General features: G+C 44.3%; 25 protein-coding genes, 1 riboswitch and 1 other annotated feature. Of the genes, 5 read left to right on the forward strand and 20 right to left on the reverse strand.

Annotation, left to right across the window (positions count from 1 at the left end; all coding sequences use genetic code 11):
* Positions 1–222: 222 nt before the first annotated feature.
* The 9 genes from hisIE to tet(35) all read right to left on the reverse strand — a co-directional run bounded on the left by hisIE (position 223) and on the right by tet(35) (position 9,370).
* On the reverse strand, positions 223–858 hold the full coding sequence (gene hisIE, locus IQP38_RS06825) for a bifunctional phosphoribosyl-AMP cyclohydrolase/phosphoribosyl-ATP diphosphatase HisIE (protein WP_104978976.1): 636 nt from the start codon (positions 856–858) through the stop codon (positions 223–225).
* On the reverse strand, positions 855–1,628 hold the full coding sequence (hisF, locus tag IQP38_RS06830) for an imidazole glycerol phosphate synthase subunit HisF (protein WP_004749837.1): 774 nt from the start codon (positions 1,626–1,628) through the stop codon (positions 855–857). Before hisF ends, hisIE begins: the two co-directional genes overlap by 4 nt.
* Positions 1,610–2,347 (reverse strand): 1-(5-phosphoribosyl)-5-[(5-phosphoribosylamino)methylideneamino]imidazole-4-carboxamide isomerase, encoded by a 738-nt coding sequence (gene hisA / locus IQP38_RS06835; protein ID WP_104978975.1) that lies wholly within the window; start codon positions 2,345–2,347, stop codon positions 1,610–1,612. Before hisA ends, hisF begins: the two co-directional genes overlap by 19 nt.
* Before the next feature lie 12 nt (positions 2,348–2,359).
* Positions 2,360–2,974, reverse strand: a complete 615-nt coding sequence (gene hisH, locus IQP38_RS06840; protein ID WP_017634688.1) for an imidazole glycerol phosphate synthase subunit HisH — start codon at positions 2,972–2,974, stop codon at positions 2,360–2,362.
* Positions 2,975–3,000: 26 nt separating this feature from the next.
* Positions 3,001–4,074: a bifunctional histidinol-phosphatase/imidazoleglycerol-phosphate dehydratase HisB gene (gene hisB / locus IQP38_RS06845; RefSeq protein WP_005389832.1), complete on the reverse strand. Its 1,074-nt coding sequence runs from the start codon at positions 4,072–4,074 to the stop codon at positions 3,001–3,003.
* A gap of 69 nt (positions 4,075–4,143) precedes the next feature.
* The gene (hisC, locus tag IQP38_RS06850; RefSeq protein ID WP_017634689.1) at positions 4,144–5,184 is read right to left on the reverse strand and encodes a histidinol-phosphate transaminase; all 1,041 of its coding nucleotides are present in this window, start codon (positions 5,182–5,184) and stop codon (positions 4,144–4,146) included.
* Positions 5,185–5,196: 12 nt separating this feature from the next.
* Positions 5,197–6,495 (reverse strand): histidinol dehydrogenase, encoded by a 1,299-nt coding sequence (gene hisD / locus IQP38_RS06855; protein ID WP_193837449.1) that lies wholly within the window; start codon positions 6,493–6,495, stop codon positions 5,197–5,199.
* 5 nt (positions 6,496–6,500) lie between these two features.
* Positions 6,501–7,397 carry an ATP phosphoribosyltransferase gene (hisG, locus tag IQP38_RS06860; protein ID WP_005378180.1) on the reverse strand — a complete coding sequence of 299 codons (897 nt, stop codon included), beginning with the start codon at positions 7,395–7,397 and terminating at the stop codon, positions 6,501–6,503.
* Between the two features lie 53 nt (positions 7,398–7,450).
* Positions 7,451–7,588, reverse strand: a sequence feature (His leader region).
* Positions 7,589–7,768: 180 nt separating this feature from the next.
* Entirely contained in the window at positions 7,769–9,370 is a 1,602-nt protein-coding gene (gene tet(35) / locus IQP38_RS06865) for a tetracycline efflux Na+/H+ antiporter family transporter Tet(35) (protein ID WP_017634691.1), read from the reverse strand.
* A gap of 109 nt (positions 9,371–9,479) precedes the next feature.
* Positions 9,480–9,662, reverse strand: a riboswitch (Lysine riboswitch).
* Positions 9,663–10,244: 582 nt separating this feature from the next.
* On the opposite strand from tet(35), the gene IQP38_RS06870 reads away from it, so the two are divergent.
* On the forward strand, positions 10,245–10,652 hold the full coding sequence (locus IQP38_RS06870; protein ID WP_005378185.1) for an H-NS family nucleoid-associated regulatory protein: 408 nt from the start codon (positions 10,245–10,247) through the stop codon (positions 10,650–10,652).
* 128 nt (positions 10,653–10,780) lie between these two features.
* On the opposite strand, the gene IQP38_RS06875 is transcribed toward IQP38_RS06870, so the two are convergent.
* Positions 10,781–12,085, reverse strand: a complete 1,305-nt coding sequence (locus tag IQP38_RS06875; protein WP_005378187.1) for an inosine/guanosine kinase — start codon at positions 12,083–12,085, stop codon at positions 10,781–10,783.
* Between the two features lie 117 nt (positions 12,086–12,202).
* Positions 12,203–12,472: a hypothetical protein gene (locus IQP38_RS06880; protein ID WP_005378190.1), complete on the reverse strand. Its 270-nt coding sequence runs from the start codon at positions 12,470–12,472 to the stop codon at positions 12,203–12,205.
* Positions 12,473–12,660: 188 nt separating this feature from the next.
* Between IQP38_RS06880 and mnmA the strand changes: the two genes are divergently transcribed.
* The 3 genes from mnmA (at position 12,661) to purB (ending at position 15,937) form a co-directional block, all read left to right on the forward strand.
* Positions 12,661–13,785, forward strand: coding sequence for a tRNA 2-thiouridine(34) synthase MnmA (mnmA, locus tag IQP38_RS06885; protein ID WP_054576398.1), 1,125 nt, complete (start codon positions 12,661–12,663; stop codon positions 13,783–13,785).
* Between the two features lie 10 nt (positions 13,786–13,795).
* Positions 13,796–14,413, forward strand: coding sequence for a high frequency lysogenization protein HflD (gene hflD / locus IQP38_RS06890; protein ID WP_005378194.1), 618 nt, complete (start codon positions 13,796–13,798; stop codon positions 14,411–14,413).
* Between the two features lie 153 nt (positions 14,414–14,566).
* Positions 14,567–15,937 carry an adenylosuccinate lyase gene (gene purB / locus IQP38_RS06895; protein WP_005378198.1) on the forward strand — a complete coding sequence of 457 codons (1,371 nt, stop codon included), beginning with the start codon at positions 14,567–14,569 and terminating at the stop codon, positions 15,935–15,937.
* 133 nt (positions 15,938–16,070) lie between these two features.
* On the opposite strand, the gene IQP38_RS06900 is transcribed toward purB, so the two are convergent.
* From IQP38_RS06900 to htpX, 9 genes are all read right to left on the reverse strand, one after another.
* The gene (locus tag IQP38_RS06900) at positions 16,071–16,604 is read right to left on the reverse strand and encodes a DUF3833 domain-containing protein (protein ID WP_193837450.1); all 534 of its coding nucleotides are present in this window, start codon (positions 16,602–16,604) and stop codon (positions 16,071–16,073) included.
* On the reverse strand, positions 16,604–17,197 hold the full coding sequence (locus IQP38_RS06905) for a chalcone isomerase family protein (RefSeq protein WP_017821712.1): 594 nt from the start codon (positions 17,195–17,197) through the stop codon (positions 16,604–16,606). Before IQP38_RS06905 ends, IQP38_RS06900 begins: the two co-directional genes overlap by 1 nt.
* Positions 17,157–17,669 (reverse strand): DUF2878 domain-containing protein, encoded by a 513-nt coding sequence (locus IQP38_RS06910; RefSeq protein WP_193837451.1) that lies wholly within the window; start codon positions 17,667–17,669, stop codon positions 17,157–17,159. The genes IQP38_RS06905 and IQP38_RS06910 overlap by 41 nt, the downstream gene beginning before the upstream one ends.
* Positions 17,670–17,675: 6 nt before the next feature.
* Positions 17,676–18,932: an SAM-dependent methyltransferase gene (locus IQP38_RS06915; RefSeq protein WP_064368031.1), complete on the reverse strand. Its 1,257-nt coding sequence runs from the start codon at positions 18,930–18,932 to the stop codon at positions 17,676–17,678.
* Entirely contained in the window at positions 18,926–19,744 is an 819-nt protein-coding gene (locus IQP38_RS06920; protein WP_064368029.1) for a DUF1365 domain-containing protein, read from the reverse strand. Before IQP38_RS06920 ends, IQP38_RS06915 begins: the two co-directional genes overlap by 7 nt.
* A 1-nt stretch (position 19,745) precedes the next feature.
* On the reverse strand, positions 19,746–21,056 hold the full coding sequence (locus IQP38_RS06925) for an NAD(P)/FAD-dependent oxidoreductase (RefSeq protein WP_193837452.1): 1,311 nt from the start codon (positions 21,054–21,056) through the stop codon (positions 19,746–19,748).
* A 12-nt stretch (positions 21,057–21,068) separates the two neighbouring features.
* Complete coding sequence (locus IQP38_RS06930; RefSeq protein ID WP_017634393.1) at positions 21,069–21,794, reverse strand: SDR family oxidoreductase; 726 nt, start codon at positions 21,792–21,794, stop codon at positions 21,069–21,071.
* Entirely contained in the window at positions 21,791–22,210 is a 420-nt protein-coding gene (locus tag IQP38_RS06935; RefSeq protein WP_005378211.1) for a nuclear transport factor 2 family protein, read from the reverse strand. Before IQP38_RS06935 ends, IQP38_RS06930 begins: the two co-directional genes overlap by 4 nt.
* A gap of 209 nt (positions 22,211–22,419) precedes the next feature.
* The gene (htpX, locus tag IQP38_RS06940) at positions 22,420–23,289 is read right to left on the reverse strand and encodes a protease HtpX (protein WP_005388085.1); all 870 of its coding nucleotides are present in this window, start codon (positions 23,287–23,289) and stop codon (positions 22,420–22,422) included.
* Between the two features lie 509 nt (positions 23,290–23,798).
* Here htpX and IQP38_RS06945 point away from each other — a divergent pair.
* Complete coding sequence (locus IQP38_RS06945; RefSeq protein WP_005378215.1) at positions 23,799–23,966, forward strand: hypothetical protein; 168 nt, start codon at positions 23,799–23,801, stop codon at positions 23,964–23,966.
* Positions 23,967–24,040 lie beyond the last annotated feature (74 nt).

Genomic DNA, 24,040 nt, shown 5'->3' on the forward strand with positions numbered 1-24,040 from the left:
CTCGTTGGAGTGACGTGAATATATGTACCTGTTTGAAGTAAATAACTCTACTGCAAGCACCATTAGAAAATATACCGTCATTCTGAACAGCGAGGAACGAGTGTGATTCAGAATCTAATCGCTACTAGCACTGTTGCCGGTTTTTACCCCGAATCAAGAACACTAAATTAAAAAAGCCCCTAGGCTCGAGAGCATAGGGGCTTTCACTTATCTATAGCAAGCTTACTTATGACGCTCTTTCAGTTTGTTCACTACGTCATTCATCGATAAGCCTTGGTCTTGAAGCAATACCATTAAGTGGTAAATCAAATCCGCAGATTCACACACTAACTCCGCCTTATCGCCCGACGTCGCCGCAAGCGCGACTTCAACGCCTTCTTCGCCCACTTTTTGCGAAATACGCTTGGTGCCACGGGCATAAAGACTGGCAGTATAAGAGGAATCTGGGTCGGCACTCTTGCGGGCAGCCAATAGCTGCTCAAGTTGATGAAGCCACACCATTTGTGACTCCTCTTGAGGGTCCACATCCCAGCAAGTTGTGTTACCCAAGTGACACGTAGGACCAATGGGATTCACTTTCACCAGTAGCGTATCGTTGTCGCAATCGAGCTGCATGTTCACTAGTTGCAATACGTTGCCAGAAGTCTCACCTTTCGTCCAAAGACGTTGCTTGGTACGAGAGAAAAACGTCACTTGACCCGTTTCGCCCGTTTTTGCCAACGCATCTTGGTTCATGTAACCCATCATCAGCACTTGGCTTGATTGGAAATCTTGTACGATGGTAGGTACCAGACCATCCACCTTTTCCCAGTTGATTCGCTCAGCTAGCGAACTTACTTCGGCGGCTTTCACACTCATAGTCGTACCTCAATGCCTTGTTGTTTCAAATACTGCTTTAGTTCACCAATGTTGATGACTTGCTTGTGGAATACCGATGCGGCAAGCGCGCCATCCACATTGGCTTTTTGGTATGCTTCCGCAAAGTGCTCCATAGCACCCGCGCCACCCGATGCAATCAGCGGTACATTACATACTTCGCGCACCATATTCAGTTGTTCGATATCGTAGCCGTTACGCACACCGTCTTGGTTCATCATGTTCAGTACGATTTCACCAGCGCCGCGTTTTTGTACTTCTTGCACCCAATCACGCGTTTCCCATTGGGTCGCTTTGGTGCGTTCTTCATCACCAGTAAACTGGTAAACCTGATACTTGCCCGTCTCTTTGTCGTAGTATGAATCGATACCAACGACGATACATTGCACACCAAACTTATCAGCAAGGTCAGTAATCAACTGAGGGTTCGCCAATGCAGGTGAGTTGATAGACACTTTGTCTGCACCAAACTCAAGAATGCGCGCTGCGTCTTCCGCTGATTTAATACCACCAGCCACACAGAAAGGAATATCAATAACTTCTGCAACGCGAGCGACCCAACTTTTATCGACGACACGACCATCACTTGAAGCGGTAATATCGTAGAACACGAGCTCGTCTGCGCCCTCTTCCGCATAACGCTGTGCCAGAGGAACGATGTCGCCAATGATTTCATGGTTACGGAACTGGACGCCCTTGACCACTTGTCCATCACGTACATCAAGACATGGGATTATTCGCTTTGCCAACATGCAAACGCCTCCTCTGCTGTGAACTTACCATCTAACAACGCGCGACCAACGATCACGCCTGCCACACCGCAGCCTTTTAGCGCTTCGATATCTGCTAGCGAACCGATGCCGCCTGAAGATTGGAACTGCACTTGTGGGTACTGTTTACATAGGTCGACGTAAAGCTCTACGTTTGAGCCTTCTAGCGTACCGTCACGAGAAATGTCAGTACACAGCACGTGCTGTAGACCTACCGTTAGGTAATCGTTGATCAGAGCTTCAATAGTCACGCCTGAATCTTCTTGCCAACCAGAGATCGCCACTTTACGTGTGCCGTCTTGATCGATGTTGATGTCCAACGCGAGAACGATTTTCTCTGCGCCGTATTTTTCCATCCAACCTTTCACAAGCTCTGGCTGTTTTACTGCTGTTGAGCCAACGACAACACGCTGAGCCCCCGCTTCTAGCAGATCAATCACGTCTTGCTCTGTGCGCACTCCGCCACCGATTTGGATGTTCGCTGGCGTGCTTGCTAGTAGCTTTGCAATTAAATCAAGTTGACGTGCTGTCGTGTCTTTCGCGCCAGTTAAATCCACCAAGTGCAGCCAGTTAGCACCAGCTTGGTGGTACAAGTTGAACTGCTCTGCTGGGTCGACTTTGTACTCAGTTACTTGGCCGTAATCACCTTGATAAAGGCGAACCACCTGTCCTTCAATTAAGTCAAGAGCTGGAATAATCACACTAAATCCCTTTTATAATTCTAAGAAGTTTTGAATAAGCTTCGCGCCCGCTTTTGAAGAACGCTCAGGGTGGAATTGCACACCATAGTAGTTACCGCTTTGTACTGCTGCTGTGAACGGGTTGCCATATTCACACTCAGCAATCGTGTACTCCCCGACAGGCATTGCAAAGCTGTGTACAAAGTAGAAGTACTCGCCTTCTTCAATGCCTTTGAAAAGTGGATTACCTGCTTTTGCAGACACCGTATTCCACCCCATATGCGGCAGCGGCAAGTCTCCTGTTTGTAGCAACTTCACTTCGCCTTCACAAAGTCCGAGACACTCAACCAACTCGTCGGCTTTCTGGCCTTTTTCTTGAGACACTTTGCCCAGCAGTTGCATGCCTAAACAGATACCTAGTAATGGCTTTTCTACCTGTTTTACCAAGCTGATCAGATCGCGCTCTTCTAGGTTCTTCATCGCTTCGCTAGCAGTTCCCACGCCCGGTAGGAATAGCTTATCTGCCGACAATACAACTTGCGGATCTTTTGAAATCGTTACGTCATAGCCTAGGCGTTCAATAGCAAACTTCACCGAAGAAACGTTGGCACAGCCAGTATCGATAATGACAACTTTCTGTTCTGTCACTGTTTTTCTCCTTGCTAACGTTAGCCTTAAAGCACGCCTTTACTACTTGGTAGCTCAGTGCCTTCTACTTTGATTGCTTGGCGTAACGTACGACCAAACGCTTTAAATAGACTTTCAATGATGTGGTGATCATTGTTGCCCGCAGAAGAAAGGTGCAACGTACATGCTAATGTGTCAGTCAGAGAGCGGAAGAAGTGAACTACCATCTCTGTTGAAAGATCACCCACTTGCTCACGACTGAATTGCGCGTCGAACTTAAGGTAAGGACGACCTGACAGGTCTAGTGCGCATTGTGCCAAACACTCATCCATTGGAAGGCTAAAGCCAAAGCGACCAATACCACGCTTGTCACCCAGTGCTTCTTTCAACGCTTGACCTAACGCAAGAGCGGTATCTTCCACTGTGTGGTGATCATCAATGTGCAGGTCACCTTCTACTTTGCACACCATCTGGAACCCGCCGTGTGTCGCAATTTGATCCAGCATGTGGTCGAAGAAGCCAAGACCAGTAGAGATGTCATTGCCGCCTTGTTCATCAAGATTAACGAATACTTTGATGTCTGTTTCTTTTGTGGTGCGAACGACTTCAGCAACGCGCGCCTTCACCGTGAGATCTTTCAGGATCTGTTTCCAACCCATGGTTTCCGGGTTGTATTGAATGCCACGAATTGCCATGTTTTCTGCAAGTTGAAGATCGGTTTGACGATCGCCAATCACAACAGAGTTTTGGAAATCCACTTTGCCACCTTGAAGATACTCTTTTACCAAGCCTAATTTAGGCTTACGGCATGAGCAGTTATCTTCATCAAAGTGAGGACAAATCAGCACGTCATCAAATTTCACACCTTGAGATTCAAAGATCTCCATCATCATGTTGTGTGGTGCATCAAAATCAGCTTGTGGGTAACTGTCGGTACCCAAACCATCTTGGTTCGTGACCATCACTAGACGGTATCCTGCATCCTGCAACGACAACAGGCTTGGGATAACAAATGGCTCCAGTTTTAGTTTATCTAAACGGTCTACTTGAAAATCAATCGGCGGCTCAACAATTAAGGTGCCATCACGATCAATAAAAAGGATTTTTTGTTGTTTGCTCACTCGAACTTCCTTATTGCTATTCTTTTGGCGCTCCCGCTATTGAGCGAGAGCGATAAATTCTGTCTCTATTTATGCGTAGTAGTTTCTGATAAATCCAAGCGTTTTTTCGCACTCGTCACGGTTACCCACACTGATACGCACACAGTTTTCAATTGGCGAGTTACGCAAAATAATGCCCGTATCCCAAGCAGCTTTGAAAAGGTCATCGCCATCTGGGAATTTCACCAATAGGTAGTTTCCCCACCCTTCAAACACTTCCAAGCCCGGAATCATTGAAAGGCCAACTTGCAAGTAAGCACGGTTTGCATTCAAATCGAGAACTTGAAACTTCGCTCGCGCTAAACCAGCTTCCGAAAGTGCCTGAGTCGCAATTTCTGCCACTGGAACTGGGACTGGGTAAGGTGCGATAACTTTAAGAAGTACATTAATCAGCTCTTCGTTCGCAAGCGTAAATCCACAACGCAGACCTGCAAGCGCAAAAGCTTTCGACAGAGTACGCAGAATCGCAAGATTCGGGTATTGCGCCAGTAAATCTACCGTTGACGCTTCTGGACAAAAATCGATGTATGCTTCATCCATCACCACGATTGCTCGGTCTTTTGTCATCTCAAGCAGAGACACAATGTCCTCACGCTTAACCAAGTTACCTGTTGGGTTGTTTGGCGAACATACAAAAACCAGTTTCACGTTATCCAGATTAGCTTCGATGCCTGCAAGGTCTAGTTGCCAATCTGACGTTAGCGGCACGGTTTTGCGCTCTACACCGATGGTTTCTGCACTGATGGCGTACATGCCGTAAGTTGGTGGGCAGTAAAGAATCGCATCTTCACCCGGCTCACAGAATGCACGAATTAATAACTCAATACCTTCGTCTGCGCCGCGAGAAGTCAGTGTTTGTTCTGGCTTCACACCCGCATACGCTGCGTAAGCGGAAATCAGTTCTTTCGGTTGGCATTCGCTGTAACGATTAAGACGAGCAAAGTCTGTTTTGTATTCATTGTTAAATGGTGATTCGTTGGCATTTAGCCATACGTCACCCGTACCACCGATTCGGCGAGCCGACATATAAGGGGTAAGCTGTTGGACTTGTTTACGCGCTAGCTTTTCCATCTCATTACTCTCTTATTCTTTCTTACTTGCTAATTTTTCTACGCGGATAGTAACAGCACGTTTGTGAGCGTCCAGACCTTCTGCTTCAGCCATCGTGACTACCGTTGGTGCAAGGTTCTTTAAACCATCAGCAGAAAGCTCCTGAACCGTCATTCGTTTAGAGAAATCCGCCAAACCTAAGCTTGAATAAGTACGTGTGTAACCGTAAGTAGGAAGGACGTGGTTAGTCCCCGATGCGTAATCTCCCGCAGATTCAGGCGACCAATCCCCAAGGAAGATAGAGCCTGCATTATCAAGTAGAGGTAGAAGCTCACGAGGGTTCTTAGTCTGAACAATCAAGTGCTCAGGACCGTAGTAATTGGAAATAGAAACTGACTGCGTCATCGACTCGGAAATAATGATCAAGCTTGATGCCAGAGCCTTTTCTGCGATGTCTTCACGAGATAGCTCCTTAAGCTGACGTTGAACCGCATCCGTCACTTGATCAGCAATCACAGGAGAAGAAGTCACAAGTACCACTTGAGAATCAGGACCGTGTTCCGCTTGGCTCAAAAGATCCGCAGCGATAAAGTCTGCATCTGCGGTTTCATCGGCAATTACAAGAACTTCTGATGGACCTGCTGGCATATCAATCGCAGCACCACAGAAATCATTACTTACCTGACGTTTTGCTTCGGTCACGTAAGCGTTGCCCGGACCAAAGATCTTATCTACTTTCGATACAGTCTCGGTGCCATAAGCCATTGCAGCAACTGCTTGGCCACCACCGACGTTATACACCTCATCAATGCCACACAGTTTCGCGACATAAAGGATCTCATCAGCGATTGGGGGTGGAGAACAAAGAACGACTTTACGACAACCTGCAATTTTTGCAGGAACGCCGAGCATCAAAACAGTCGATGGCAAAGGCGCACTGCCACCAGGAATGTACAAACCCACTTTTTGAATTGGGCGTGTTACTTGTTCACAAAGGACACCTGGCTGGGTTTCCACCTTGATCGGTTGCGGCTTTTGCGCTTTGTGGAACTTAGAAATATTGGCGTAAGCTTGCTCTAGTGCGCTCTTCATTGACTCTGACAAACGCTCTGACGCTGCCTTAATTTCCTGAGAAGAAACACGAATGGATTCAGGCTTAACACGGTCAAACTTTTCTGTCAGCTCAATAAGAGCAGAGTCACCTTCTTCTCGAACTTTAGCAATAACTTCGGCCACAGCAGTGGTGATATTGGCACCTTCTGCAATAGCAGGGCGCTCCAAAATAGAGTCTTGCTGATTCTCACTTAATGATTGCCAAACGACTGTTCTCATGATGCTTACTCCATCATTTTTTCAATTGGTAGAACGAGAATTGAACTTGCGCCCAACTCTTTCAGCTGTTCCATTGTTTCCCAGAATAGGTTTTCAGAACTCACTAAGTGAACAGCCATTTTCTGCTTATCTGCAGAAAGAGGAAGAACAGTTGGGTCTTCAGCACCTGGCAGTAGTGCTTTAATTTGATCTAACTTCTCTGCTGGGGCGTGAAGCATAATGTACTTAGATTCTTTCGCTTGCTGCACGCCTTGCATGCGAGTTAACAGCTTTTCGATTAGCGCCACTTTGTCTGCGTCGAACTCACCTGTGCGTTGAATCAATGTCGCTTTTGATTTGAAGATAATTTCAGCTTCTTTAAGGCCGTTCGCTTCCAGTGTTGCACCTGTAGAAACCAAATCAGCGATAGCATCAGCGAGACCCGCGCGAGGGGCAACTTCTACAGAGCCTGTCAGCATACATGTAGAGAATGGAACGCCGGCTTCATCCATGTACGCTTTTAGAAGTTGAGGATACGTTGTAGCAATACGCTTGCCAGCTAAGTCTTGTGGACCGTTGTACTCTTCGTCCTTGTCGATTGCGATAGATAAACGACAGCCACCAAAATCAAGTCGACGAAGCTGAACAAACTCGCAGGGTTCACCTAATGCTTTGCGGTCAAGGCGAACTTCTTCTAGTTCATTTTCGCCAATAAAGCCAAGGTCAACCACGCCATCCATAATTAAACCTGGGATGTCGTCGTCACGAACCAAGAGTAAATCAATTGGCATATTTTCAGAATGGACAACTAAACGCTCGCCCATTACGTTGAACTTTACGCCGCACTGTTTTAGTAGAGCTTGACTCTCTTTGCTAAGACGACCTTTTTTCTGAATTGCGATTCTTAAACGTTGTGTTTGCATTGCTTTGTCCCTATGCAAGATTTTGATATCTAAGTATTTTTCAAACTAATAAAACTAAAAAACCCTCGGGAGATTGAAGTCTCCCGAGGGTTTAAAATCTGCTTTTACTTTGATTTTACCTCCGGGAGTTTCCTGCCTCCCGGGTATGCGTACATCGCCCGAAAGACTAGATTGGGTGATGATGGTGATGAATGTTCATTACAAAATTACGCATACTTATTTCAAGGCTCTTCTCATTTGCTTTGTTACCAACAACACTAACCAAGCTGATTACTTTTTTCAACCCTTAATTTTAAAAAAATTCGAATTGTATAATACAAATAAAAAAGGAGGCCGAAGCCTCCTATAAATTTACTTTTTAAATCAGTGAATTACGCACTCTGGCAAGACGCTATTTTAGACTTTGAAAGCCATGACAAAATAGCGCAAACGATAATGAATGTTATCGACGCTGCAATGAACGAGAACGCTATTGAAGCAGTCATACCAAGGGCAATAAAGCCGACGCATGAAACAAGCGCGACTGATAATGCATAAGGTAGCTGTGTTGATACGTGATCAATGTGGTTACAACGTGCACCCGTCGATGACAAGATAGTCGTATCTGAGATTGGTGAACAATGGTCACCGAATACCGCACCAGCTAAAACCGCACTCAGCATCGGTAGCATTAGCGCTACGTCTGTTGCGCCAGCCATGTCTCCAGCGATTGGAAGCATGATGCCGAACGTACCCCATGAAGTACCTGTTGAGAACGCCATCAGGCCAGACAACAAGAATAGGATAACTGGGAGCCAATGAGGGTTGATATTGCCCTGCGCCATTGTCGAAAGGTAAGTACCAGTCTTCATATCACCGATAACAGAACCAATGGTCCAGGCAAATACTAAGATTAGAATCGCACCAAACATAGACTTAGCACCAATCCAAAGTGTACGTGCGATCTCAGCCATTGGTAGACCTTGCTTCACAACAGTAAACAGTGCAACTGCTAAGCCAAGCAAGCTACCGTAGATTAGTGATGTACCTACATCTGTATTTTCAAAAGCACCAAGAAGCGCAAACTCCTTACCATCAGCAGCCAATGCTTGGCCACCCGTGTAAAGCATTGAAGCGATAGTCGCGATAATCAGCGTCACGATAGGAAGTATCAAATCTGACACTTTACCCTTTTCACTTTCACGGATATCTAGCTCTTCGTTTAGGTCATGCGCTTCTTGCGAGTCATTTTCTTTGTCTTTATCAAAGCCACGACCTTGCGATGCAGAGATCTCATGCTCACGCATTTTACCAATATCAAGACCAAACCACGCAACAGCGAACACCATTAGCAGCGCAAAAACGGCGTAGAAGTTCATTGGAATAAGACGAACATATGCGCCAAGAGCCGAATACTCTGTGATCCCATGTGAGACTAAGATCCCGCCAATAATAGTAATAATGTAAGCACCCCAGCTAGAAGCAGGCATAATTACACACATTGGAGCAGCGGTTGAGTCTAGAATGTACGCAAGCTTAGCGCGAGACACATAAAAGCGATCGGTTACTGGGCGAGAGATCGCACCAACAGCAAGGCTATTAAAGTAATCATCGACAAAAATGAATACGCCTAAAAAGGCGGCAAGAAGTTTGGAGCCGCGTTTACTCTTCACTCGAGATTGTGCCCATTCAGCAAAAGCACGAGTACCGCCAGATAGCGTTAATAAAGCTGTTGTCATACCTAATAAGATTAGGAAACCAACAATGCTCATGTTCCAAGTGTTAATTCCGCCATCTTCAATAAAGACAGAAGAAACTTGAGAACTGACGTAACCTGCGGTGTCGCTGATAGACCAGCTATTAAGTAGCACCGCACCTAGCACGATACCTACACCCAAGGAAACTAATACACGTCGAGTCAAAATCGCCAAAGTCAAAGCGACAATAGGTGGCAATAATGAAACAGGAGAACTAGAAAAATCTATTAAATTCATGATCTTCAAAAACCAAAGTTTGGCTAGAGATCTACTGCAGACAAGTCACGTAGCATACGATACGTGCTCATGTTGAACTTAGCGACAGGGAAGCGAACACTCCACCCAACCCTACAGTAGCGCTCCATAGTTTAATGTGAATATATACTATGGCAGTGTTGTTCCTTTCAGATACAACCCCAGCAAGTAACTTTGATGAGTTACTTACTTCGGCAATCTTCGCCTTCCACTATTATTCATTGGCATCACCCCAATAATAGCTACTCTTCGAGACCGCGCCTCTACGGCAACAACAAACAATTAACCACTAACTGTACAAATTAACAACAAATTGTCTGCAATATTGCATCAGGTGGCAGCCATTGTACTTATGATGAGAGTCAATGCAACACATCAAACTAAATTAAACAAATAAATAATGACTGAGATAATTTATAAACCTTGCCTACTTCCATAAGTTTTGTGCAACTGAAATCACATCAATCATGTTATTTATGAAACATTATTACTACCTTAGAAATATCATGGTTTATCTTATATCAATAAATTAAGGATATATGACACAGCATTAAAGATGGATGCTTCATATTTTTAAGTAATAACTCAAATTTTTTTATAAAAAACCAAGCTGTCACTCTCTCTATACAATAATGATTGTTGATTTTAGTTCTCATCTAATAATGATTTATTTCGAGTGTAATAATATTAATTGCTTTAAAAAATAGTCAAATTTAAACAAAATCTTGATTTAGCATTTGCACATAAGGAAAAGATAAAGTTAAATATAAGGACTCTTTGTTTATTTATAGATTGGCATTATTTAATCGTAACGATAAAAAGTGCCCAACACATTAACCTTTTAATAGGAATCGTTATGTCAGAGCTGACTAAAACCCTTCTAAATATCCGTAGCCTTCGTGCATTTTCTCGTGAGCTGACTCTAGAACAATTGGAAGAAGCTCTAGATAAACTCACTACTGTCGTAGATGAGCGTCGTGAAGCAGAAGAAGCAGAACGCGCAGCACAAGCAGAGCAAGAAGCTAAGCTTGCAGAGATTGCTGAGAAAATCGCTCAAGACGGTATTGACGTAGAAGCACTTATTACTGCGCTATCTGGCGAAACTAAGACGAAAGGCAAAGCGAAGCGCGCACCTCGCCCTGCTAAATACAAATACACAGATTCAAACGGTAATGAGAAAACTTGGACTGGCCAAGGTCGTACACCTTCGGCGATTCAAGAGCAACTTGATGCAGGTAAATCTCTGGATGAGTTCCTAATCTAGATCCGTGCTATTTTTTAAAAGGCTCCCATAGGGAGCCTTTTTTATTTAAACCATTACAAATAAAAAAGGCACATTTCTTAATGTGCCTTTTACTTTAGTTACAGAATAGTTAATTAAATCGCTTCGTATTAACGTTCCCAGTATGCTTCTTCTAGGCTATCTTCTCGCTCAGGAAGTCCGCGCGACAATCGTGGTGAATGTTGCACGAGAACTTCGTAGCTAGCACGGTTTGCGTATTTGCAGACTTGAGAAAAAGAAGAGTAAGTTAAATACTCGTTACTGTGCTTGCTTGAATTAGGCACATTTTCTTTATGGTATTTATTTGCTGCCATATCATGAAGAACAGCAGATAACGCAGCATCACCTGCGCCATTTGTATTCTTAATTTTTTCTGGGCCACCCATATATGGCGAGATATGCGAGTACACTTTTATTGGCGTCTCGCATGAGTCTTTTTTCGCCGGACGACTGAATTCATAACGATTAAATTCAGCAATTGACCCTGGAAGTAATGGCAAAGAAGTTTCGCGCTTCGCGCTATCCTCCGTATACCCAGCCATAAATAGACCTACAGGACCCGCCGTGCACAATACTAGATCAGCCCACTCCAATGTTTTATCAGACGCAGCAAGTGGATCAGATTCCCCCGTCAGTGCTTCTGCTTCATCTTCATTCATCGCAACGACTGAAACGTTATCTCGAATGAATTCTTGCCAATATTTAGGGTCATCTTGAATAACAAACTTTGTGCCTAAAGTCAGAACAACAGGCACATCATTCTTTTTCGCGTACTCAATTGCTTTCATTGTTGCTTCCGGCATTGGGTCGCCGTCTTTGCAACGTACTAGATATGACGTCAGTACAAGTGCTGATGCATTTTTAAAGATTTTCTCTGGAATGCTATCAGGATGGAGTTGGTTCATTTGCCCTTCGCTGATAGCAAAAGTACGTTCACCGTCTTCTGTGATAAGAGCAAAACAACGGCCAATTGCACCATCTACACCTTGTAGGTAGTTCAAGTCCATGCGGCTTGATGTATTACAAAGATAGCGGTAACCGTAGCTGCCAATCTTAATATCCTGGCTCATCACTCCAAGTAGTGTGGAGCGGTCATCCGCTAGCACGGAGTAGTTATGTAGCGTGTTACCAATTGTACCGCCCGCATACTCATTGGTAATCAAGTTCTCTTCTTTCAGTTGCTGGTATAACTCTTCTGCTCTTTCGTCATCGATAACCAGAGAGTGACCTTTACTCAGACCGTACTTTTCAATCACATCCGTTGTAACTTTTGCTTCAATATCAACCAAGGTTTGGTCAATACCAATGATGTGAGTGCGCGTCATCTTCTTGCTTTCTTGTGCTTGGCTCACCAGCGGGTCACGAGCATGAACAGGAAAATAGTGCTTCGATTTGCGTTGTCCAGGAAATTTCATATTGTCAGTCTGAGTAAGGGGATGAAAAGGAGAGCGGATTCTATACCGCTAATAATAAAGCAGCAATAAAAGCGATTATAGCAAACGTTTGCTGACTACTTTTTTCTTTTAGGTGGCTTATTCACCTTCCATAAAGCTGAGATCTGGTAGTTGCTCAAGGTGCTCGCTATAACGCTTTAGGTTGAACTCACCCTCATTCTTCATTACATCAAAAATCTCAATTGACATCGCACATGCCATCATCGCAACCGCATCTTCACGTGGTGTGCCAGTCATCATTAAACGCATAAGGGTTTCTTTTACTTTAAGCGGGTTACCATCTTCGAGCTGATTTTCAACAATTTCAATCAACTCACTTTCTTGCATAAATTGGTTTTCTTCTGTCATTTGATGTTTCCTCTTGGATTTTGGCCAACTATGCCATATATACCTCTTCTATACTTGCGAAATTACTCGTTCGAATCTTTGTTGAAGAAAAATCCAGCGAAACGAATTGTGATTTCGATCTCGGATCTGTCACCGGTCTGTGGATTCTGATAGAATCTGCATCCCGTTTATTTAAGTGGTGTTTAGTAATGTCTGATAACAGCCAAAAGAAAGTCATCGTCGGTATGTCCGGCGGCGTTGATTCATCTGTTTCCGCGTATCTTCTAAAGCAGCAAGGCTACCAAGTAGAAGGCCTTTTCATGAAGAACTGGGAAGAAGATGACAACGAAGAATATTGTACAGCGGCAGAAGATCTTGCTGACGCTCAGGCAGTATGTGACAAGCTAGGCATCCACCTACACACTATCAACTTTGCTGCCGAATACTGGGATAACGTATTTGAGTACTTCCTTGCTGAATACAAAGCGGGCCGTACTCCGAACCCTGACATTCTTTGTAACAAAGAAATCAAGTTCAAAGCATTCCTAGAATTCGCTGATGAAGTACTTGATGCTGATTACATTGCAATGGGCCACTATGTGCGTCGCTCTTTCCCAGAAAACGGTGAAAAAACACAAATGTTACGTGGTCTAGATGGCAACAAAGATCAAAGCTACTTCCTGTACACATTAAGCAACGAGCAAATCGCACGTAGCCTATTCCCTGTTGGTGACCTAGAGAAGCCAGAAGTACGCCGCATCGCGGAAGAGCAAGATCTAATCACGGCGAAGAAGAAAGACTCTACGGGTATTTGTTTCATCGGCGAACGCAAGTTTACTGAATTCCTAGGTCGCTACCTTCCAGCTCAACCAGGTAACATCGAAACACCTGAAGGCGAAGTGATTGGTCAACATCAAGGCCTGATGTACCACACGCTTGGTCAGCGTAAAGGTCTACACATCGGTGGCCGTAAAGGCGGCGGTGGTAACGAGGACCCATGGTTCGTTGGTGAGAAAGATCTAGAACGTAACGTTTTGATTGCCGTTCAAGGTAAAGACCATCCAATGTTAAAATCAGAAGGTCTACTTGCATCACAACTTCACTGGGTAGATCGTGAGCCAATTCGCGATGTTATGAAGTGCACAGTGAAAACTCGTTACCGTCAGGAAGATATTCCTTGTACAATCATCCCTATCGATGATGAAAACATTAAAGTTATCTTTGACGAGCCACAAATTGCTGTAACTCCAGGTCAATCAGCAGTGTTCTACAAAGGTGACGTGTGCCTAGGTGGCGGCATCATCGAGCAACGCATTAAATATTCTCAAGCTTAGGAGTCGTTACGTGGCGAATACACTTTATGACCGTACTATCGCTTTCGCTGGGATTTGCCAAGCTGTTGCTTTAGTTCAACAGGTAGCGAGAAACGGACATTGTGATCAAGATGCTTTTGAAACATCAATCAACGCTATTTTGAGCACGAACCCTGCTAACACAGTTGGCGTATTCGGTCGCGAAGCCGATCTAAAGCTCGGCCTAGAGTGCTTGGTTAAGGGGATTGATAGCACACCATCAGGCAGTGAAATTACTCGTTACATTATTAGTTTAATGGCGTTAGAGCGTAAGTTAAGCTCTCGTAACGATGCTATGTCTCAGCTTGGTGATCGTATTCAGATGGCCAAGCGTCAGTCAGAGCACTTTGAGCTACTAGACGATCAAATGATCAGCAATTTAGCGAGCATCTATCTGGATGTCGTTAGCCCTATTGGCCCACGCATTCAAGTAACGGGCACGCCATCTGTACTGCAGCAGACGGCAAGCCAACACAAAGTTCGTGCGCTGTTGTTATCTGGCATTCGTAGTGCAGTTCTTTGGCGTCAAGTTGGTGGTAAGCGTCGCCACCTAATCTTCGGGCGCAAGAAGATGGTAGAGCAAGCACAAATCCTTCTTGCTCGTCTGTAGTAAAATATCAAATAAGCAGCTCGCGTTTATCGCGAGCTCATTTTTTTCGACTAAAACAAATCCCGCGCAAACGTTTGCGCAATATTCGTGACAATTGCCACAGTTATTGGTATAAAGCTCACGAAATTTAGAAACCCAATTCAGGAGAACATCATGGAACTGTCAGCATTGACTGCTGTTTCACCAGTAGACGGCCGTTACGGAAGCAAGACAATTGCGTTACGCGAAATTTTCAGTGAATACGGTCTACTAAAATACCGTACTATCGTTGAAATCCGCTGGCTACAAAAGCTTGCTGCTACTGCTGAAATTGCAGAAGTGCCAGCGTTTAGCGCAGAAGCAAACCAATTCCTAGACGACCTTGCTGCAAACTTCTCTGAAGAAGATGCACGCCGTATCAAAGAGATCGAGCGTACAACTAACCACGACGTAAAAGCGGTTGAGTACTTCCTAAAAGAGAAAGTAGCAGACGTTCCTGAACTGCACGCAGTAAACGAGTTCTTCCACTTCGCATGTACTTCTGAAGACATCAACAACACATCACACGCTCTAATGCTTAAAGAAGCGCGTGAGAACGTGATTCTTCCAGAAATCCGTAACCTAATCGACGCTATCAAAGCACTAGCAGTGGAATACCGCGACATTCCTCTTCTATCTCGTACACACGGTCAGCCTGCTTCTCCATCTACTATGGGTAAAGAAATGGCAAACGTGGCGTACCGTATGGAGCGTCAATTCAAGCAAATCGAAAACGTTGAGATCCTAGCGAAAATCAACGGTGCAGTAGGTAACTACAACGCACACCTTTCTGCTTACCCAGAGCTAGATTGGCACAAGTTCTCTGAAGAGTTCATCACAGAGTCTCTAGGCGTAACTTGGAACCCTTACACAACTCAAATCGAACCGCACGATTACATCGCTGAGCTGTTCGACGCTATCGCTCGTTTCAACACTATCCTGATTGACTTCGACCGTGACGTTTGGGGTTACATTGCACTAGGCCACTTCAAGCAAAAAACTATTGCTGGTGAGATCGGTTCTTCAACAATGCCTCACAAAGTTAACCCAATCGACTTTGAAAACTCAGAAGGTAACCTAGGTCTTGCGAACGCTGTATTCGGCCACCTAGCACAGAAACTGCCTATCTCTCGTTGGCAACGTGACCTAACTGACTCAACGGTTCTACGTAACCTTGGTGTTGGTGTTGGCTACGCTATCATCGCTTACACTTCGACACTTAAAGGCATCAGCAAGCTAGAAGTAAACCGTGAAGCCCTTCTTGCTGAACTAGACAAGAACTGGGAAGTACTAGCTGAGCCAGTACAAACCGTTATGCGTCGTTACGGCATCGAGAAGCCATACGAGAAGCTGAAAGAGCTAACTCGTGGTAAGCGTGTAGACGGCGAAGCAATGCGTAACTTCATCGACGGTCTTGAGCTTCCTGAGCACGAGAAAGCACGTCTGAAAGAGATGACGCCAGCGAACTATATCGGTCAAGCAATCGAGCTGACAGATAAGCTGTAATACTCCTGTAACGACCAGATACTTAAAAGGTTGACGCGAAAGCGTCAACCTTTTTTAGTTAGGAGAGTTAGGTCGGGAGAAAATAATTTTAGTTATATGGAATGGATTATTAATTGAAGATCAGCCCCATTTGTTATGCCTGCTTTTGGAAGAACAAGGTTATTATTCCTACTTCCACACCAAACTTTTTTATTTTCGTTAGATTGAAAACGTGTCTGTCATCCTGACGATAAAGCCAATCATCAAAAGCAACCGTCACTGATGAATCCTCCATTTGTAGCTCAAAGTCATATTGCCACTGTAGCGCATTGCCCTGCTCTTCCCCTGTTGCTACACCTATAATATCGTCTGCCTTACCTTCATAACGACCGTCTTCTAATCTAGTGATAACCCAAATTCGCTGGTCCACCTCTCCGTCATCAAACACGAAGTCTTCCACCAGCGTCAGCGTATCACCCGCTACAGTACCCACTATATCGACCTCAAAGCGACGCGTTTGCTGTCCGGTATAATCTTGCACCATCCCCCACGCCTTTATGTCGCCTTCGAAATAACCGAATACGTCAAAAGTCGGTGTAGAAGAGCGGTAATTATCAATGTCTGCGGAACATGCCGAAAGAAAAACAGCTGCCACTAAAGTCGCTGCTTTAAAAATTCGTTTAAACACTATCTAACCTGCCCTATCAATTGTTTTCGGAGTTTCGGAAATTCTGTGTTGGGTGATAACCATATAGCCAAAAATGCATCGTTCATTCGTTCGTCTTCAATGATGCCAACGTTCTTTACTTGCACGTCCCCAACCTGCTTATAAAAAAGCTGACCAGATTTTCCATCTGTTAGATAAGTAAGCTCGTCACCTTTTTGAATATCAGGAAACATACGATCGAGCTCGCTGATCCAAGCTTTTCGATATGAGTCCGTAAAACCCAATTTCGCCCACTGCTCATCCGTCACATCAAGCAGCTGTTGCTTACTGATGTCTCTCTTGTAATTAATTTCCAACGCAAGGGGATGTGGCGATACGTCATCGCTTACGATAAACTTTCCATCAGGCGCTTTTAATCTTGAGTGATAAATATCGAAGATGAACCAAGTAAGTTGGGCTTCTCCAACAGTTTTCCACCCCTTCCAATTCGCAATGTTGCTGGCAGCTTCGCTATTTCCAACAGGTTGAGCTTGCAGAGCAAAAGAACCAGTTACTATTACCAACGCAAGCAACCTAGTCAGTCTCTGAGTTAAGTCTCTCTTCAAGCTTTTCATTTCCGTACACCTTGAGTATCAAGAGCAGCATGACGCACCATTCGACAAACAACATTGCCAGTGTAGCGCCAGTGCTGAATCCAAATTCAACGGCTTGGAGTTTATGGCCAGCAAAGTAGCTCGCCGTTCCTCCGAGTCCGCCTACTATTGATACGTAGGTTTTTGGGAAACGGTACAAAATTGACTTGAGTTGATAGGCATACCAGGCGAACAGAACCCAAAGGCACAAAAGCCAAAGGGGTAACCATTGAGTGGCAAACATGAAAATTGAAAATTGCTGATTTAATGTATCAAGCACGAGACCAATCGTGGCGATCACACCAATACTTTTGAGCGAAGATGCGTCAGTTTTCAAACAATATAGTAGGGTTGCCAAAGTAAGGAATAACGTGACCCATTGCCATTGATAGGTTCCAAGCACCGCTGCAAACCAGCAGAGTTGGAACCATGTCGAAGCAAGAAATACCTTCATAACGAACTACGGGCGTTGAAACGTCATGTGAACTGCACTGATCGTGCGAGCCAAAAAGCCACCTTCACAGTAGCTCAAATAGTAGCGCCACATACGCACAAAGCGGTCGTCGTAGCCAAACGAGCGCACTTCACTCTCTGCTCGATTAAAACGAAGGTGCCATTCGTTCAGCGTCTTGGCGTAGTCCAAACCAATATCGAACAAGTCTCGCGTCACTAAGTCACTGTACTTTGTTGTTGCTTGGATTAGTGAGGTTACCGACGGTAAAAAACCACCCGGGAAAATGTACTTTTGGATAAAGTCGACGTTGTTACTGTAGTAATCGTAACGCTGATCGGCAATCGTAATCGCTTGAATCGCCATCAAGCCACCAGACTTCAATAAAGACTCACAGACCTTAATGTACGAAGGCAGGAATTGTTTGCCCACAGCTTCAATCATTTCAATAGAAACGAGCTTGTCATAAGTGCCGGTTAGGTTTCGGTAATCTTCTTTGAGTAGAGTGATTTTGTCTTCTAAGCCACGCTCTTTGATTTTTTGCTCCGCGTACGCGTGTTGCTCTTCAGATATCGTTGTTGTGGTGACCTGACAACCGTATTGTTCAGCCATGTAAATCGCCATAGCGCCCCACCCAGTGCCAATTTCAACAACATGATCGGTAGACTTCAGCTCAAGTTGCTGACATAGACGATCCATTTTGTTGATTTGAGCCTGCTCTAGAGAGTCATCCGCATGATTGTAAAGCGCCGACGAGTACAGCATATTGGTGTCAAGGAACGCTTCGTATAGGTTGTTACCCAAGTCGTAATGCGCATGGATATTTTTACGTGAGTTCTCTTCAGAATTTCTGTTTGACCAATGGCTGAACTTGTACAGTATTTTAGTCAACCAACTGCCTTGCTCTTCGAGTTTATCTAGAGCACGCATGTTAAGGGCCATCAGTTTCATTAATGAGGTTAAATCGGGGCTATCCCACCACCCATCCATATAAGCCTCACCAGCAGCAATACTGCCGCCCTGCAAGATCCGTGAATAAAAGCCTGGATGTTTTACCTCTATAGTAGCGACAACAGGTTGACCACTGTACTCCCCATTTGGCGCACTAAAACGCTCGCTTCGCTCTGTCGTTTCCGTCTTAAAACTTTCAATAACTGTTAAACAGCCGATTTCCATTTTTTGCAGACATTGAAAAATAACTCCGCGAGCCGCTTTTTGCGTTGTCGTCAATTTACGCGGCAATGTCATAGAACTAGTATTTAACATGCAGAATTCTCCTTGTGCTTTTTATTTTTTTTGTCTGTTTTTTCAGTATCGGCTTCTATTTCTTCATGCGTTGAATATTTAGGATGAGAATAAAAAGGTGCGCCTTTCACCCAAAGTTTTAATGCGTGCCAATAAATACCAACCATTACTTTTACCGTTTGTATTGGTGTAACGATCAAACACCTCAATAAGGTTTTGCTTGAAAGTGGCTTGGCTTTCATAACCATGGTGGCATCAAAGTGTTTCTCTCCTTTGTGACATTCAAGATGAATATTCAACTTGTCTGTCAAAGGTTTAATTTTCCAGCGGTAGAGTTGGTCAATCGGGTTGAATGGTGAAACATGGAATGCTTTAACTTGTTCCCAACCAAACTTTTCTTCTTCTTTATCTGCTGACACCACGTAGTAATGTCGTTCATTCCAAGGAGTGTTACTCACCTCTGCGAGGAGATACTTCCATTCTCCTTCCGCGTTATAAACGTAGTAGAAATTAACGGGACTGAAATAAAGTCCTAGATAACGCAAGTGACAGACTGCGATTACCTTGCCGGTACAGCGAACACCTGTCAGTTCTTCAATTTTGCTGTGCACTGCCGACTTGACGCTACCTTCACCAATGTAATCACTGCGCTTGAAGCGAGCCCAATGCCACCAACGCGAACCAAAACCCCATACTTTTTTCTCTAAAGCATCGATCTCGTCTACATCAATGGCGGGCATAAATAAAGAGTAGTTCAACTCATGATTCACCGGCGTGAATCGACGGTGACGAACGTTGCCTATAAACAATCGGCTGTTCATTTGGCTATCCATATCACGCTGCGCCTTTTTCGAAAGGAACCACATTTTGTTCGCGGTACTTTTCTTCTAGTTCTTTCACAACATCAAGCGCGCTACGCACGCCATCTTCATGAAAACCGTTGTACCAATAAGCGCCGCAGAACCAGGTACTTTGTTTACCCTGTATCTCATTTTTGCGCTGCTGCGCTGCAATAGACTCAGTGGTGAATACTGGATGATGATAAGTGAACGAACGCAAGACTTTATTTGAGTTAATTTGCTCAGTACTATTCAACGTTACACAAAACGTGTGTTCTGATTGAATATGCTGAAGAATGTTCATGTTATAAGTGAGCGAAGGGAGGCGTTGCTGTTGCTCTTCACTGCCTTCCAATAGGTAGTTCCATGATGCCCATGCTGCCTTACGTTTTGGTAGTACGGCAGAGTCGGTATGAAGAACAACTTCATTTGCTTGGTATGTCATATCCCCCAAGATTTCCTGCTCAATTGGGCTGATATCCTCTAGCATTCTCATTGCTTGATCACTGTGACAAGCAAAGATAACGTCATCAAACCAATGCGTTTCTCCGCGAACTTGAACGCCACCCCCTTTTTCGTTGCGAACCACTTTTTCGACAGGACTATTAAGACGAATATTCTCGGCAAAGCCTTTGGTCAATGGTGGAATGTATGAACGTGAACCACCTTTAATCACATACCATTGTGGTCGGTTAGTCACATCTAGCAGACCGTGGTTGAGGAAGAAACGTAAGAAGAACATAAGAGGGAATGCGCGCATGTCAGCTAAAGTCGACGACCAAATCGCAGCACCCATCGGTAATATGTAGTTATCGGTAAAAAAAGCACTGAATTTGTGTTCGTCAAGGAACTCACCTAACGTCTGAGAGTGCGAAGATTGCTCGCTAGCGAAGCGCTTGGCAAGTTTATTGAAACGAAGTATCTCGAAGATAAATCGATAAAATTTAGGGTTTGCCCAGTTACGTTTTTGAGCAAACAATGTCGACACTGTGTGGCCGTTGTACTCTAGTCCGTTCCCATCGTTTCTGACACTGAAGCTCATTTGAGTCGGCAGACCTTCAACGCCAATCTCGCTCATCATTTTAATGAAATTAGGGTACGTACGATCGTTATAGACGATGAACCCAGTGTCTATCGCGTATTCTCTACCATCAAGGCTCACATCAACGGTTGCAGTATGGCCACCGATGTAATCGTTCGCTTCAAAAAGCGTTACATCATGTTCTTTATGCAAGTAATAACCACAAGTAAGGCCAGAGATTCCCGTTCCCACAATCGCTATCTTCTTTCTTCCTGCTGTTTTCATTTTTATTCCTTCTTATGATACGAGTTTAGCAGTTAGGCGAGCTTGCCAACTGTATGGAAGTAACGAGATAAAACGTAAAATACTGGTAAATCTCGCTGGGAAATAGATATAGGTCTTGTTGGCGGCTAACTGCTTCCTGATAGAGTCCGACGCTTGCTGAGTAGAAATGATCATTGGCATTTCGAAGTCGTTTTTGTCAGTCAACGGCGTTTCAACAAAACCAGGAAACACCGTTACCACTTTGATCCCTTTCTTTTTCAAGTCGACGGCGAGCGTGCGTGCAAAATAACTGACTGCCGCTTTGGATGCGCCGTAAGCTTCTGCACGAGGCAGTGCCACTTCTGATGCGATAGAGCCAACAATAACAATGCGGTGCCCTCTCTCTAAATGTACTTGGCAGCCTTCAACGCAGTTGGCAACACCGACAACATTTACGTTCATCACACGCGCCATGAGTTTCGCGTCGACCACTCCCTCATCCATGTACTCACAATCGCCTGCGTTAAAAACCCATGTGTTTGGCGTAAAGGGCAAATTAGAGAGCGCCTGCTGAGTTTCCTCATAATTTGTCACATCAAACTGCAATGTATGAATTTTGGCAGAAACTGCCTCCAGTTCTGCAAGAACATCTTGATTCCGACCACAAGCAATCACATTCCATTCTGAGGTCGCGTAATCTAGGGCAAGCTGTCTTCCTATTCCGGAGGTGGCGCCTGTGATTAAAATGGTGTTGTTCATTGTCCTAACCTCTGCTTGATGGTTTTAACGACTGAACCAAGTAACGGTAAATGCTCATAGAGCATCTCTCCGAGATCAAAATAGTCTCGGTGATAAATGACCTGACCTTCGCTAAATTTGAGGTGCGAAACACCATTGACGAGAATAGGCGCACCCTTCTGAAGTTTGGGATGCTGAAGGTCCATTGTCCAAGTTAGGAAGCCTGTATCTCCGACTTGTTGATGCTCATGGATTACAAAATCACAACTGATGACGTTGGCATATAATGAGGTGAAATAATCCGAAAGTGCTGGCCATCCTTCTAAACGATGCGCTGCGTCCTCAAATACTACATCTTGGTGATATATATCCTTAAGCAGATGTAAGTTCGCTTTGTTGAGCTTTTGATAGATATTGCCAACAGACTGTATGTCCATTTTTTACTCCTACACGCCCATTAAGTTGTACAAAATTATTATATGTACAAGATAGTTCATTCCACCAAAGTTGTACAAAAATAATTTTGTATAACTTTATTTCTGTAAGTAGTACGTGATGAAGTTCGCACGCGATCAATCGGCGAAAAAAAAGGCTTGGTCAAAACCAAGCCTTTTCAGCAGATTAACAATTATTTAAGTAGGAACAATTAGTATTGCTGGCCTCGCAACGCTGCAATACGTTTATCTAGCGGAGGGTGGCTCATTAATAGCTCAGTCAGCGACTGCTTGCCATTGATACCAAACGCCATCATGGTGCCATCCAGTTGAGATTCATGACTCACCTTCAAACGCTCTAGAGCCGCAATCATTTTTTCTTTGCCAACGAGGCGCGCAGCACCTGCGTCCGCGTGGAATTCGCGATGACGGCTGTACCACATAGTCAAGAAGCTAGCTAGGAAACCAAATACCAGTTCAAGCACCATGGATACGCCAAAGTAAACCATCATATTTGTACCTTGGCCTTCTTCATCATCGTTCGATGCCACGATATTGGCAATAAAGCGTGATAGGAAGATAACAAACGTGTTCACGACACCTTGCATCAACGTCATCGTGACCATATCACCATTTGCAATATGGCTCACTTCGTGTGCAAGTACTGCCTCTGCCTCATCACGAGTCATATTGTGTAAAAGACCAGTAGAAACGGCGACAAGAGAGTCATCTCGTTTTGCACCTGTCGCAAATGCATTGATATCTGGTGAATCATAAATAGCCACCGTTGGCATACCAATACCCACTTGTTGAGCTTGACGACCCACAGTTTCGACTAACCAATGCTCCGTTTCGTTGCGCGGGCTTTCAATGACCATACCACCAACCGAGCGTAGCGCCATACCCTTTGACATCATCAACGAAATAAATGCGCCACCAAAACCAAATACAGCAGCCATTACAAGTAAACCTGACAGACTGCCTGGTTGCATTCCAGTTACAGCGTAAACAATATTCAGAACAACACTAAGCACTAGCACGACAGCTAGGTTAGTTGCTAGGAATAACATAATTCGCTTCATTACTTTTCTCCGAGGAAGCTTATCGTTTTTTTAAAACGGATTGTTATAAGGAACAAATGGTAATCGCTATAAAAGCCAATTCCGTTGATTTTCATGTTCCGTGCGTTATAGATATAGTCTATCCGCGATAAAAACAAGGTTAAGCAATAAATTGCAACATTTGTTTTCGGGACTGAAATATTTGATTCAAGCGATTTCAAAACATGCTTTGGTAGGAGCCGGAACCTCCGTTCATATACATTTATCAAAATGATAAAATAAGCTCTGAGCTACCCATCATCTATTGATAGATGATCTTGGTGTTAAATCTATCACCTCTTAGCAACTTAGCTAGAAATTTTTTAATAGACCAAAAACAGTACGTTAGCTCTGCTATAGACTTTGGTCTTATTGTGCGGCTACATGGACATGCTAAATTCGAATGAGATGAACAAAACAGAGCCACTCTAAGTACATTGCAAAAAGTGCATTGGGTGAGCTCAAAAACTCCATGTATTGAGGGAAAAACCATGGTAGAAACTAACGACTATCAAATGGCTATTGATTTACTGCGTTGTCACCTAGGCATCTCAGAGGACGAGGCAAAGCAACAACTTGGTATTTCAACCGATCATCATATGTCTCAGCGTGTTGCAGAAACACAACAAGCATTGATGGGGCTCAGCCAAGATAAGTAATCTGACTTTTTAGGTTACACCAACAAGAAAGGGCTGCATTGCGCAGCCCTTTGGTTTTTTAGTCTTTTACCCTA

This window comes from Vibrio sp. OPT41, from assembly GCF_015163595.1.
In the GTDB taxonomy this organism is placed as follows: Bacteria; Pseudomonadota; Gammaproteobacteria; order Enterobacterales; family Vibrionaceae; genus Vibrio; species Vibrio alginolyticus.